At 67.8% G+C, this 12,268-nt stretch carries 12 protein-coding genes; 7 read left to right on the forward strand and 5 right to left on the reverse strand.

Translation table 11 applies throughout. The features are described 5' to 3' along the window. Positions 1–785: 785 nt before the first annotated feature. Together RBJ77_RS30395 and RBJ77_RS30400 are read left to right on the forward strand one after the other, a co-directional pair. The gene (locus tag RBJ77_RS30395; RefSeq protein ID WP_372347926.1) at positions 786–980 is read left to right on the forward strand and encodes a hypothetical protein; all 195 of its coding nucleotides are present in this window, start codon (positions 786–788) and stop codon (positions 978–980) included. 203 nt (positions 981–1,183) lie between these two features. Then, on the forward strand, positions 1,184–1,378 hold the full coding sequence (locus RBJ77_RS30400) for a hypothetical protein (RefSeq protein ID WP_372347938.1): 195 nt from the start codon (positions 1,184–1,186) through the stop codon (positions 1,376–1,378). A 329-nt stretch (positions 1,379–1,707) separates the two neighbouring features. Here the strand turns inward: RBJ77_RS30400 and RBJ77_RS30405 are convergent, their stop codons facing one another. Next, positions 1,708–2,022: an SDR family oxidoreductase gene (locus tag RBJ77_RS30405; RefSeq protein ID WP_372347927.1), complete on the reverse strand. Its 315-nt coding sequence runs from the start codon at positions 2,020–2,022 to the stop codon at positions 1,708–1,710. A 761-nt stretch (positions 2,023–2,783) separates the two neighbouring features. On the opposite strand from RBJ77_RS30405, the gene RBJ77_RS30410 reads away from it, so the two are divergent. Continuing rightward, positions 2,784–2,936 carry a hypothetical protein gene (locus RBJ77_RS30410; protein WP_372347928.1) on the forward strand — a complete coding sequence of 51 codons (153 nt, stop codon included), beginning with the start codon at positions 2,784–2,786 and terminating at the stop codon, positions 2,934–2,936. A gap of 57 nt (positions 2,937–2,993) precedes the next feature. Continuing rightward, a complete protein-coding gene (locus RBJ77_RS30415) occupies positions 2,994–3,194 on the forward strand; it encodes a hypothetical protein (protein ID WP_372347929.1) in 201 nt (66 codons plus the stop codon). A 286-nt stretch (positions 3,195–3,480) separates the two neighbouring features. Here RBJ77_RS30415 and RBJ77_RS30420 read toward each other — a convergent pair whose 3' ends face one another. The 4 genes from RBJ77_RS30420 to RBJ77_RS30435 form a co-directional block, all read right to left on the reverse strand. After that, a complete protein-coding gene (locus tag RBJ77_RS30420) occupies positions 3,481–3,675 on the reverse strand; it encodes a MaoC/PaaZ C-terminal domain-containing protein (RefSeq protein WP_372347939.1) in 195 nt (64 codons plus the stop codon). A gap of 85 nt (positions 3,676–3,760) precedes the next feature. Then, a complete protein-coding gene (locus tag RBJ77_RS30425) occupies positions 3,761–4,000 on the reverse strand; it encodes a MaoC family dehydratase N-terminal domain-containing protein (protein ID WP_372347930.1) in 240 nt (79 codons plus the stop codon). Positions 4,001–4,315: 315 nt separating this feature from the next. Further along, on the reverse strand, positions 4,316–4,555 hold the full coding sequence (locus tag RBJ77_RS30430; RefSeq protein ID WP_372347943.1) for a hypothetical protein: 240 nt from the start codon (positions 4,553–4,555) through the stop codon (positions 4,316–4,318). A gap of 14 nt (positions 4,556–4,569) precedes the next feature. After that, positions 4,570–5,112 (reverse strand): SDR family NAD(P)-dependent oxidoreductase, encoded by a 543-nt coding sequence (locus RBJ77_RS30435; protein WP_372347931.1) that lies wholly within the window; start codon positions 5,110–5,112, stop codon positions 4,570–4,572. 2,100 nt (positions 5,113–7,212) lie between these two features. On the opposite strand from RBJ77_RS30435, the gene RBJ77_RS30440 reads away from it, so the two are divergent. The 3 genes from RBJ77_RS30440 (at position 7,213) to RBJ77_RS30450 (ending at position 8,222) form a co-directional block, all read left to right on the forward strand. Then, a complete protein-coding gene (locus RBJ77_RS30440) occupies positions 7,213–7,455 on the forward strand; it encodes a hypothetical protein (RefSeq protein ID WP_372347932.1) in 243 nt (80 codons plus the stop codon). A 185-nt stretch (positions 7,456–7,640) separates the two neighbouring features. Next, positions 7,641–7,835, forward strand: coding sequence for a hypothetical protein (locus RBJ77_RS30445; protein ID WP_372347933.1), 195 nt, complete (start codon positions 7,641–7,643; stop codon positions 7,833–7,835). Between the two features lie 234 nt (positions 7,836–8,069). Next, positions 8,070–8,222, forward strand: coding sequence for a helix-turn-helix domain-containing protein (locus RBJ77_RS30450; RefSeq protein WP_372347940.1), 153 nt, complete (start codon positions 8,070–8,072; stop codon positions 8,220–8,222). Positions 8,223–12,268 lie beyond the last annotated feature (4,046 nt).

Genomic DNA, 12,268 nt, shown 5'->3' on the forward strand with positions numbered 1-12,268 from the left:
CCGACCGGCCGGGGCAGTGGCTGCGCGACCTGATGGGCTTCAAGCCGGGCGACGTGTACCTGTCCCCGCCCCGCTCTACCACTCACCGCGCCGCTGGCCTGGTCGATGAGCACACAACGCAACGGTGGCACCGCGGCGATCCTGGAGCGCTTTCGACGCCGAGCTCGCGCTCGCCGTCATCGAGCAGCACCGGCGACGCACGGTCAGTGGGTGCCGACGATGTTCGCGCGTCTACTCAAGCTGCCGTCCGAGCTGGCGCGACCGATACGACCGCTCCAGCATGCGGTACGCGATCCACTCCGGCGGCGCCTGTCCCGGTGGAGGTGAAGCGGGCGATGATCGAGCGGTGGGGCCGGTGTTGTTCTCGAGTTCTACTCAAGCACCGAGGGGGCCGGGGCCACGTCGATCATGTCGGAGGAATGGCTTCGCAAACCGGGGGTCGGTGGGCAAGCCCCTGATGGGCCGGCCGTACATCCTCGACGACGACGGGACCGGAGCTCCCGGTGGGCGAAGTCGGCACGATCTGGTTCGAGGGCGCCGTCGGCTTCTGCTACCACGACGACCCGGGCAAGACCGCCGCCGCACGACGCCCGGGGCAGGGCATCAGTCGGCGACGTCGGCTACCTGGACGAGGACGGGTACCTGTTCCTCAGCGACCGCCGCACCCACCTGATCATCTCCGGCGGCGTGAACATCTATCCACGGAGATCGAGGACGCGCTGCTGATGCATCCTCAGTCGCTGATCTCGGTGTGATCGGACCGCCCGATCCGGGAGCGCGAACGCGTGGTCGCGATCGTGCAGCCGGAGGATCCTGCCGCGGCGGGGCCTGAACTGGCCGCGGAGCTCGTCGCGTTCGCCCGTACCAAACTGGGCGGGTACAAGGTGCCGCGCGACATCCGCTTCAGTGACAAACTGCCGCGCACCCCGACCGGCAAGATGCGCAAGCACGAATTGCGGGACCGCATGCTGCAAGCGTGAGCGGCGGCCTCACGGAGGGTCGGCCATCAATTGCTAAAGTACTCTCCATTTGCGGCCCTCATCAGAATGGCGGACGTCGATGACCACGCCCGAGCGGAACCGCCTGCGCGCCCGACAGGACATCACCACTGCCGCGCTGACGCTGTTCATCGAGCAAGGCTACGAGGCGACGACTGGTCGAGCAGATCGCTCGTGCTGCCGGCCTGTCCAGCGCAACGGTGTTTCGGCACTTCCCGAGCAAGGAGGACATCCTGTTCGGCGACGGAGGACCCTCGGCCGAGGCGATGGTGCACCATGTAGCGCGCCGCACTGATCGGTCGATCGGCGTCGCGGCGCTCGCAGAGGGGGGTCGGAAAGTTCGCCGCAGAACTGCAGGGACGAGCGTACGCACGCGCTGACCCACCTGGTCACGACCAACCGGTCATTGGAGGCGCGGAGCCTGCGCATGCGCTTGCGCTGGGAACGCGACATCGCCCGACAACTGCTTTCGAGGAGGGCGCGGACCCTCCCTGGCGCACACCTTGATCGCTTCCATCGCCATCTCCTGCTTCAGCGCCGCGCTGCGCTACTGGGACAAGGGACGACCCGTCGACCACACTCACCGACCTAGTGGCGCTCGCGTTCGCACAGCCGCTGTCGTACCGGCCCACACAGCCGAAGTCCGTCGGCATCGGACGCGGGACCGAGGAGTGAGCTCGCCCGTCACGGCGCCCGCGACAGGCGGACTTCACGTAACATCCGCCGGCCACTTCCCTACGGAGCCGGTGCCGTAACTGAACAGGTCGCTGGCCAGGAGTAGCGCGACAGAGCCGACCCCTGACGGCTCACCTGCCCACTTCATCGGAATCCGCACAGTAGTCGCCTCCCACGCCTGTGCTGACATCGCCTGGGTCACGCCCCCGCGAATAGGGCGCTGGATGGCGCTGACCCGCACACCGTTGCCCGCCAGCCCCTTCGCGGCGCTGTAGTTGTCCTGCTCGATGGCGCCGGCCTTTTTCCGCGATCGATGACATCGTGATGGCCGAGCCGCGGACCTCTCCATGCATCACAGTGCTGGCGGCGCGCGTGACCAGTCAGGAGCCGAAGACGTGCACACCGAGGACCGTCCGGAAGTCTCTCGGCAGTCATCTCTCAGCATCGTCCTGTCCCGTACAATCCCGGCGCTGTTGACCATGATGTCGACCGACCCAAAGCGCTTCCGTCTCGACGATCAGGGCGTCGACCGCATACTCGTCCGTGACGTCGCACCGACGCGACGCTCTGCCAAGACCGCGCCTGGGACTCGACAGCCTCGGCGTTCAGGTCGGCGAGCATCACCTGCGGGCCATACTGACGAAGGTGTTCTCGATCGCCAGCCTCGAGCCTCTGGACCCCACCTCAGTGACCACTGCGACGCGCCCCGTCAGTTCTGGTAGCGAAACGTCTGCTTACTCCTCGCACATTGATGGATCAGTAATTGGATGTGCCGGAAGATCGAGCTTTGGCCTTGACCGCCGCCACTTGATACAAGGACAGGCAAAGCAGTAGAATCATATAACGATTTTTCCTCTACGGCGACGACGGAGGCGCGATGACGGAGCTGTCGACTCCCGCGCACCGGTCCGAACAGAGCCCACAGCCGGGCGGACATGGTCCGGAGGCCCTGCGGATCCTCTCTGCAGCGTGGGCGGTCCTGCGGCGTTCACACTTCCCGCTCCCTGAAGATCCGTCAGGTGCTGACCGCCTCCTACACCTCGGCCAGCAGCTTCTACCGGCTGTTTCCCAGCAAGTCGCACCTGATGCTTGCCCTCTTTCGAGAACGAGATGAAGGCTGTCGATCAGCGGCTCAAAGCCGTGATCGATCCGACCGAACCCGCCATCGAGCAATTGCGTGCCCTGCTGAGGTTCAGCCTCGGCACCATGTACTCCCCGGCCCGCGCGGAGCACGCCCGACTCTTTTTCTCGACCGTGAACTGATCGAGGAACTGCCGGAGAGGTGTCCGGGCGCTGCACCGTGTCGCCGATACGCACATCGTGGCGATCCTCCGCCAGGGCGTGCGCGAAGGCGTCTTCCGCCAGGGCGATCCCAAGTCCGACGCGATGCTGATCCGTCACCTGGTCTGGGGCCTGCTCGACGACGGCCTCGCTGGCGCACCGCCGTATCAGGAGGAGGACCTCGCGGAACGGGTGCACGGCTTCGTCCTCGCCGCACCGCGACGACACTGGGCGAACTAGCGACAGCCCCCGGTCGAATGCCTGGGGCACTCACCACGAGCCGCACAACTGGTGCGGGTAATGGTCCGAGCAGTCTTTCGCGGTCCACTACCCGCACTTCGACGTGCCGGGGCGGTGGAGCCGACGTCCCCGGCCGCACCGCCCGTCCCATCACACGACGTTCAGCTGGTCTTCGCGGTCGCGGTGCCGGACACCACTGTCGCGCCGTCCTGGTTCTTCGTCACGATCGACAGGTGTGCCACCCCCGTCCTCGACGGCGGTCACCGTGATCTCGGCCGTAAGTGTGTCACCGGGCCACACCTGGCTGGTGAAGCGGACACCGTACGACAGTAGGCGCTCCCTCGCCGACCCAGTCGGTGAGCGCCCGGCCGGTCATACCCATCGTGAGCATCCCGTGGGCGAACACCCTGGATAACCGGCGACTTCGCGGGCGAAGCGCTCGTCGGTGCAGCGGGTTGTAGTCCCCGACGACCCCGGCGATACTGGACGAGACGCGTGCGGGTCAGGGTCCTCCACCAGCACCGCCTCGCGGGTCTCCCCCGCCTTCAATGTGATGTCGGTGAGCGTCATGCCTTCTCCTCGTGCGGTACGCGCAGAACCGAGACAGCCGTCGCCGTCACGACGAGCTCGCCCGACTGGTCGCGGTAGTCGGTGATCATCTCAGCGAACTTCAGCGTTCCTGAGCGGCCCTTCTTCTCCCAGGTCTCGCCGTCCCGCTCCACGGCGGACAGCACATCGCCCACACGTACCGGCCGGTGATAGGTGTAGTGCTGCTCGGCGTGCAGCCGTCCGCCGCCATCGGGCATCTCGCCGGGACCACCACCGGAACCGAACCAGGACTTGCTGGTCGGGCGGAGCCGGTGACCCGGCTCGAACTGCGCGGAAGCTCTGGACGAACGTCGGCGGCGCGAACTCGACGTTCGCGGTGTCCGCCCTGTCCTCTGCGTCGGCGTAGCCGACCGCGCGACGGAACATCAGAATGTGTCCGGCCTCGACCGGAAAAACGCTCCACGGACATGTCTCTCCTCAACTCACCCAAGGCCGACCGAGCTCGAACTCCCGCTCACCGGAGACGGGGGGCTTCCTTCTTCAGCTCGGTGATCGTCCAGCGGTGATCGGTCTCAATCTTGTCCACGAGGGACCAGGGCTGGAACAGGTGCACCGCGCCGCCGTGGCAGTAGAACACCCGGCCCGCGATGGGGGCACTGCTCCGTGGCGAGGTAGCCCACGAACGGGGCGATGTTGCCCGGGTGGTCCTGGTCGAACCCGTCACCGGCCTCGCCGAGGAACTGCTCGGTAAGTCGCGTGCGTGCGTTCGGGCAGATCGCGCTGAGGCGCACCCCGTACCGCTCGAGCTCCATCTGCGCGATCATCGTCATCGCCGCGATGCCGGACTTGGCGGCGCCATAGTTGGACCGCCCAGGGGTTGCCCGAAAAGACCTGAAGTAGAAGCAGTGTTGATGACGGAGGGCGACAGCGTCTTGCCCTCCTTGTGCGCGGCACGCCAGTACTGCGCGGCCGCCCGCAGGGTGAGGAAGTGCCCGCGCAGGTGCACACGGATCACGTCGTCGAAGTCCGAGTCGGACATGCCCACCACAAGCCTGTCGCGCAGGATGCCGGCGTTGTTCACGAGCACGTGCAGCTCACCGAAGGTGTCGATGGCCGTCTGGATGAGTCGCGCTGCGCCCTCGGGGTCGGTCACGTCGTCGCCGTTGGCCACGGCCTCGCCGCCGGCGGCCTTGATCTCGTCGACGACGGCCTGCGCGGCGGTCTTGTCCGAGCCCGCGCCGTCGGCGGCGCCACCTAGGTCGTTGACCACGACCTTTGCGCCCTCCGCCGCGAACAGCAGCGCATGCTCACGCCCGATGCCGCGACCGGCCCCGGTGATGACGGCGACGCGTGCGTCAAGTTCTCCCACGTGCATTCCTTTTCTTCCGCGCCCTCAGGCGCTGGGTTCTTTGCCGACGACGGACTCGAACGACACACAGTCGCCGGGGCCGCCGCCGAGGTTGTGCGTCAGAGCGCGCTTGCGGCCCTGTGCGAGGCTCTCTCAACGCGCCGGCCCTCCAGTGCCTCACCGTGCGGTTGCAGCCAGACCTCGAACACCATCCGCAGGCTCGACGCTCCGGTCGGTGGCCGAACGTCTTCAGACCTCCGTCCGGGTTGACAGGCGGTTCACCAGCGAGGTCGAGCCCCCGCGTCTGGACGTTTCTCCGCGCCTGGTCTCCGCTCGGAGAACCCGAGGTCCTCCATCAACATCAATTCGGTCGGGGATGAAGTAGTCGTGCACTCCTGCCATCGCCCGCTCGGCGCGCGGGTCCGTGACGCCTCGCCGGGGCGTACGCGTCCGCTGCCGACGCAGCAACCTCTGGGAATGTGGTGAAGTCATAGTCGAACATGTCCAGACCGTCGGCAGGGAGTCGGCCGCGCTGCACATCGAGCAGACCCGCTCGGATAGAAGGTGTCGCTGACCGCAGTTCGCGCAGCTGGACGCAACGAGTCCGAACTTCCATCGCGAGCGCCGCTGGGGCGCGGCGCACGAGTGCTCGAAGTCGAGTCTGCGCGGCGGCTCGCGGTCCGGCATTCCGCTCCAGGAGTGGAGCGTCGGGTAACCCAACGAGTCGTTTGGGGAGGCCGCTTGGGCGGCAACCGAACGTGCGGGCGGCCACGAGCACCCCGTGGAGGTCGAGGGGCTGCGCGCACGGCCGTCGCGATTGGACTACTCCGCGTACGGCGGCGAGAAGCAGCGAGCGCGCGGAGGAAGTAGGCGAGTCCTCGTCGTAACCCGCCACCGCACGAGTTCCCTTGTCCGCCGGTGCACCCAGCGGCTCGGTGATCGCGCCGCGGCGCAAACTGCAGTGGGGGACGCGCACTAATGGGGACCAGACCAGCCATGCGAGATCTCCGACTTCCCTTCCACGTGGTCAGCTCACCCGCATCATATAGATAAATCGGGTAGATAATTCAAGTAGCTGAAACCCCAGAGGGAAGCGACCGCGGACTATCGGGAACACCGTTCCTGCGCTGTCGCGTAGGTGTGCGGCTGGCCGGAAATTAGTGTCACAGCCGTCGTTAGCCCGATCGCTCCACCGGCCGCGGACGAGATCCGCGCCCCGGCATCCGCCTCGAGCATCCGGAGGTGCCCTCTCTTGTCCACCTCGGAAAAACACTCCCGCACCCGTGCGGACTGCGGCTGAAGCCCCCAAGACCGAAGACATCCCGCCGTTGCGGCACTACCTCCCGCTCATGGTCGGGATGGTGCTGTTCGTCGAACTGAACGCCATGGTGCTGCAGATGACCGTGCCGGCCCTGAGCGACATGGCCAGGACCTTCGACGCGAGCGCACTGCCCTCGGGTACTCACCCTCATCAGCCTGGTCGGTGCGATGGTGCAGCCAATCGGCGGCAAGCTTGCAGATCGCTTCGGTTCGCGATACGTCATCCTCGGGGTCGCGGTGCTGTTCCTGGTGGGCAGCCGCTGCTGCGCACTGACCACCAGCACCACGTGCTCCTCCTCGGCCGTGTGCTCGAAGCTTCGGTCACTGGTGCTGGTACCCGTCGCCTACCGCGCATACCGGAGGCGCTGCCCGCGCGCTACCTCCCGATGGCGCTGAGCACCCTGGGCACAGGGCTTCACGCCTCGCGGGCACTCTCATAGGCCCCCATCGTCGCCGGCGCGCTCATCGACGGTTTCGGCTACCGGGCCCCTGTTCTGGTTCTTCGTCGCCTATACGCTCGTCACCGCGCCGATCGTCTTCTTCACACTGCCGAAGACGAGCAACCGCACCGTGCAGCGCCTAGGGCATCTCCAGCGGTGTCGCACTGGGCCTGGGGTCGGTGCTCTGCTGCTCGGACTCACCGAGGCGGCCTCCTGGGGATGGGCCTCGGGAAGACCGTCAGCTGCATCGTGGGCGGCATCGTTCTGCTCGGCGTGTTCGTCGTACTGAGCGCCGTCAGCGTGAGCCCCATGCTCGACCTGAAGCTGCTGGCCAAGCCCGCAGTGTGGATGACACTTACTGGTGGGCTTCTTCGGCCTGATGCCGGTGATCGCGTTCGCCTTCTCTCTCCCGCAGATGCTGGAGACACCCAAGTCGGCGGGGTTCAACTACGCCTTCGGTCTCGGCGCCCTGGCCGTCGGACTCGTCCAGATCCCCTACGGCCTGTTCGGCATGGTCTCAGGTCCCTGGGCGCGCGCGCTGGCACGCAGGGTGCCGATGCGGACCCTTCATCATGGCGGCCAGCTGCGTGCTCCTCAACGCTGACCGTACTGCCTCGCGTTGTTCCACAGACGGACCTGGTGGCGATCGCCGCCTGGACCGGCGCGACGGGCCTGGGCTTCGGCCTTTACCGAGTGCGCAACCGGGCCTGATGGTGGAGGCCGTCAGCAAGCCACACCGGCGTCAGCAGCGGACTCCAGATCGCGACGCACGCCATCGGCACCTCTGTGATGTCCGCGACGATCGGCGGCCTGCTGTCCCACAACGTCGTAAGCACCGTCGGCCATGGGCCGGTCTACGCGGACTCCGCCTTCACCACGATCTTCCTCATCGGCGCCGCGGGTGGCGTCATCGGCCTGATTCTCACGTTGGCGATGCGCCGCGGCCGGCAGCCCGCTACAGGTGGCGAGGTCGTCGCCCACTGACGGGACAGACCGACGCAGCAGCTGCAACCGGGTCTCCGCGCCCGAAACCCTCTGGCCCGCGGAGCATCGCTCTCCTCATGTCAGCTCCTGTCACCACTGTCATGGTATGTTAAGGGAGAATGTCTCCCGACCTCTCCACCAGCGACGCAGACGAGGCCAAAGGTCACTGCAGGCGCGAGTGACAGCGCAGCGCGGCGGCGGCTCCTCGTCCAGGACGGCATCGCACGAGCGGCGATCGAACTCTTCCTTGAGCACGGCTACGACGAGGTGTCGGTCGATCACATCGCCGAAGCCGCAGGCATGTCGCAGCGCACGCTAACCGCTATTTCCCCGCCAGGACGGGGTTCTTCGCCACTTTACCGCCATTCCCTGCGGCAGAACTGCTGACGCTCAGCGCGCCAGGTCAAGGACCCGTCACGGCGCTGCGCGCCGCGTACGAAGCAGACATCCATGTAACGCGACAGGTCGGATCCACGACATCGCGGGTGGTGTTTCGCGGCGGCCGAAAACGACAACATCGGGCCGGGACATGGGCGGGAGCGATCCTCGACGAGGCGGTCCCGCGCGAACTGTCCCGGCGCTTGCACATCCCGGGGACGACGCACGCGCGGCGGTCACTCGCGGCAGCAGTCTCAGGCAGCCAACCCTCTCGGCTGGAACCGGTGGTCGCCTCTGCGGGAGGAAGAACCCCTCCAGTAATCAGCGGCCGCCATCGACATGCTGGACCTGCACGACACAGGGGCACCACAAGCTTTGACACGGGCGCCGCGCATACGAGGACCGCCGCCGCAAGAACAATCCCCTTGCGGCGGCGGTCTCGTATGCGCGAACCTTCACAGGCGGTCCGCCGATGTGGAACCAGGTCATGCGGGTCCTGCAATCCGCGGAGAACTCCTCGTGCTGGTCGAGCCACCAGGCGGGCCCAGTTCGGTACCTCGGGTACGTATGGACCAGTGTGGCACCGGACTCGACGCCGCGTCGAGCACAACCGCGCAGCCTCTTCCAGGGTCCACCGCGCGCTACAAAACCGACGCCCGACGTACTCATTGTTGTCCGCGGCGGCCAGCGGCATCGGGGTCAGCATTCCCTTGGGACCAGAAGACGCGTCGTCTCGACACCGCGGCGGCCGTAGGTCATCGCCAGCCACTCGATGGCCGCAAGCTCGGCGTGCTTGGTCACCGAATAGGCAAGCAGAGACCGGGTTACTGGTCAACGCGTTCGCCGAGGACACGTACGAAGTGTCCGCTGCCGCGTCCGAGCCAGCCCGGCAACAGCGCCCGACGCCACCCACTGCGACATCACGTGCAGCCGCGCATTCCGTCGTAGATCTGCTCGTCGGAGAGCGGGTCGCTCTCGCGCCGATGCCCGCGTTCGCGATCCAGATGTCGGTCTGCCGTACTCCTTCTCGGCGGCCTCTCGGCCGCCGACCGCGCGGCCTCGGTCGCCCGGTCCGCCGAGACCGCCCGCTCGCAGTTCAGGCGGCAGCCGGCGCCGGCACGCCACCAGGTCCACGCCACAACGGCGCCGCCCGCGTGCCGCTTCGCACCGCGAACGGGCGATTTCGCGCAAGTCCCTGACCCGCCCCGGTAACGGTGACGACCGCGCCTTCACACCTCATCGAACTGTCCCTTTCTCCGCGGTGACTTCGACCAGCACTTTCCCCAACGCCTCCCGGTCCGCGAGGGCAGCGAAGGGCCGCCGCGGCGTAGAGGCAGCGCGAGCGGGCGCCGATGTGTGGCCTGGCGGCTCCCTTCGCCATCAGGTCGCGCGCAGCTCGTCCCGGCCCGCCGCGTAGGCCTCCGAGCACGCTCCGGGAACGTCCGCATCTCCGCCGCCTGCGACGAAGTGACTCCCTGGGCAGCACCAGGTTCCAAAGCGGGATCGCCGGGATCTCACCGGAGGCGAACCCGATGGTCACGAACCGGCCCCCGGCCGCGGCGCGCGCGGCTGCTGCAGCTCCGCAGCAGCCCTACCGACCGGGTCCACGACCACGTCGCGCCGCCGCCGGTGATTTCCTTGATTCCGGGCGCGCGGGTCTTCCTCGCCGTGGTCCGATGACCGCATCTGCGCCCCCGGCGGCCTGCGGAACTCCCGCTTGCGCTCTCCTGCGACAACGGCGCGATCGTGCGCGCGCCGAGCAGCCGCGCCGCGTCGCGTCGTCGCCGAACCGATCCGCCGCCGCACCGAGCACGACGACCCGCTCGGCCGCACGCGCGCGAGCCGAGCGGAGCGAGTGGTAGGCGGTGCCGGTAGGTGACCCCGGCCGCGGCCGCTTCGGCGAAAGTCCATCGCCTCCGGGACCGGAGCTCGCGCGTCGGCGGCGGCGGGGATCAGCCCGCTCGGCAACCTCCCGCCGTTGAGCACCCGAGCCCGCTGCCCCCACCGTATAGTGCGCTGGGTGACGCCATGACGACGCCGGCGATCTCTCCGCCAGGCACCCGAACGGCCCGGCATCGGTACTGATACGCGTTGCGCATCAGCAGCAGGTCCGGGAAGTTGGCCGCCGCGGCACGCACGTCGACCACGATCTCTGCCATCCCGGCGGGTCGAATGACTCGGTGAGCGCCGGGTTCGGGCGGCCCTTCTCCCCAACGCGCACCATTGCGAGCATGTGCATCCTCCCTCAGTTCCCCTCCGCGGCCTGCTCGGCGAGCGCGTCCGCATGCTTGGCGCGCGCCGCCTCGACCCGTGCCGGAAGCCACTCGGTCGGCAGGTCGCCCGGCGCGGGCTGGTGATCAGCGCAGGATGAGACCGTGCCGCCGATGTCACGTGGGACTCCGGTGGGCCGTCCCAGTTCAGCCGGGTGCGAGCTGCCGCATGCCGCCGAACGGCATCTCGTTCGACACACCCAGCGCGCCGTGCAGGTGCATCGCGCGCTCAGTGACGTCGCGGCTGCAAGCGGACGCGCCTTCGCCACCGCGATGTCGGCGCACATCCGCCGCTGTAGCCGTGGCCCTGGTCGATGCGCCAGGCCGTACGCAGCACGAAGAGGCTGGAACTGTTCGATCTGCGCGTAGGGTCGGCGTCGCCAGCTGGACCAGCTGCTGGTCGGCGAGCAACGCCGCGCGCGTGGTCCGGCTCGGCACGCTCACGCCATGTCGAGTGTGCTTCGCCTGCCCGACCGCCCGCATCGCGTGGTGGATACGCCCGCCGACAGGCAGTCTGCGCTATCTCGAAGCCCTGCCCCGGTTCGCCGAGCGGTCCCTCGGCCGGGACGCGCACGTTCTCGTACCGGACCAGCGCGTGGTCCATGGCTTCCTCAGGCTCCACCCATGTGCCAGGTTCGGCGGGCCGTGACGATGCCCGGCGTGTCGCGCGGCACGAGGAACATCGACATGCGGTGGTGCGGATCGGCGTCGAAGTCGGTCACGCCGCTCCCACAATGAGAAGGCCGCGTGCTCGGGTTCGGGTGAAGAACTTCTCCCCGTTGATGACCCAGTCGTGCGTCGCGCACAACACTGGAAGGCGAGCGGATCCGGCGGCGCCACCCTGCGGTTCGGTCATTGAGAACGCGGAGAACAACTCGCCGTCCAGCAGCGGCTGCGGGTACCGCGCGCGCGCTGCTCCGGCGTGCCGTAGTGCGCGATCACCTCCGGCGTTGCCGTGTCGGGTCCCTGGACCCCGAAGATCGTCGGCCCCCACTGGAACGGGAGATGATCTCGTTCATCAGACTTGAGCCTGGCCGAAGCCCCGACGCCGAGCTCGGGACCCAGGTAGCGAGCCCGCAGCCCGCGGACCACTTGTTATGGCGCAACGGGTCGATCACCAGCCTGCGAGCCGCATGGCGGAACCCGGTGGTCGTAGTGCTGACCACAGCGGTCGAGCGGCGCCACTTCCTCGACGACGAACTCAGCGCATCCACTGAAGTTGCTTCTCGAACTCCGGTTCAGTGCTGAAGTCCCACATGTCTTCTCCTCAGGACATCTGCCGGTACGCGCCGCCATCGACGCGGATCAGGGGTTCCACGTCACGAACGACGACGCGCCTCGGTCGCGAGCCACAACGCGGGCCACGAAGTCCCAGTACGCCGGGGCGGAGCCAGCGGGATCGCGCGCCGAGCATCGGACGCGCACGGACTTCCGCCCGACCATGCGGCCGCGATGTCGTGTCGACGTGCCGGGCAGGATCGCGTTGACCCGTACCGCAGGCGCGAGCTCCCCGACAGGCCCGACGGTAGGCGCGTTGAGGCCCCGGCCTTGGCGCAGGCATAGACCGGTTCGTCGGCACCGGGGCGCGGCGAGGCCGATGGTGCTGATGTTGATGATCGACCCGCTGCCCGCCTCTGCCGATGCGCTCCCCGAGCCGGATCGAGCCAGACGGTCCCTTGAGGTTCACCGGGACGCGATAAGTACGCCTCGTCGATGGTGCCGACACCCTCGTGCCGGGGCGACACATCCTACGTTGACCAGCACGTCACACCGGCCGAACTCGTT

Origin of the sequence: Streptomyces sp. KL116D (genome assembly GCF_030766975.1) — a bacterium.
Taxonomy (GTDB): Bacteria; Actinomycetota; Actinomycetes; order Streptomycetales; family Streptomycetaceae; genus Streptomyces; species Streptomyces longispororuber_A.

Coding starts and splice junctions, on each gene's coding strand:
- RBJ77_RS30405 (WP_372347927.1), bottom strand. CDS start 2,022: ATGGAGAGGTCCGCGGCTCGGCCATCACGATGTCATCGATCGCGGAAA.
- RBJ77_RS30410 (WP_372347928.1), top strand. CDS start 2,784: ATGAAGGCTGTCGATCAGCGGCTCAAAGCCGTGATCGATCCGACCGAA.
- RBJ77_RS30425 (WP_372347930.1), bottom strand. CDS start 4,000: ATGCCCGATGGCGGCGGACGGCTGCACGCCGAGCAGCACTACACCTAT.
- RBJ77_RS30430 (WP_372347943.1), bottom strand. CDS start 4,555: ATGGAGCTCGAGCGGTACGGGGTGCGCCTCAGCGCGATCTGCCCGAAC.
- RBJ77_RS30445 (WP_372347933.1), top strand. CDS start 7,641: ATGTCCGCGACGATCGGCGGCCTGCTGTCCCACAACGTCGTAAGCACC.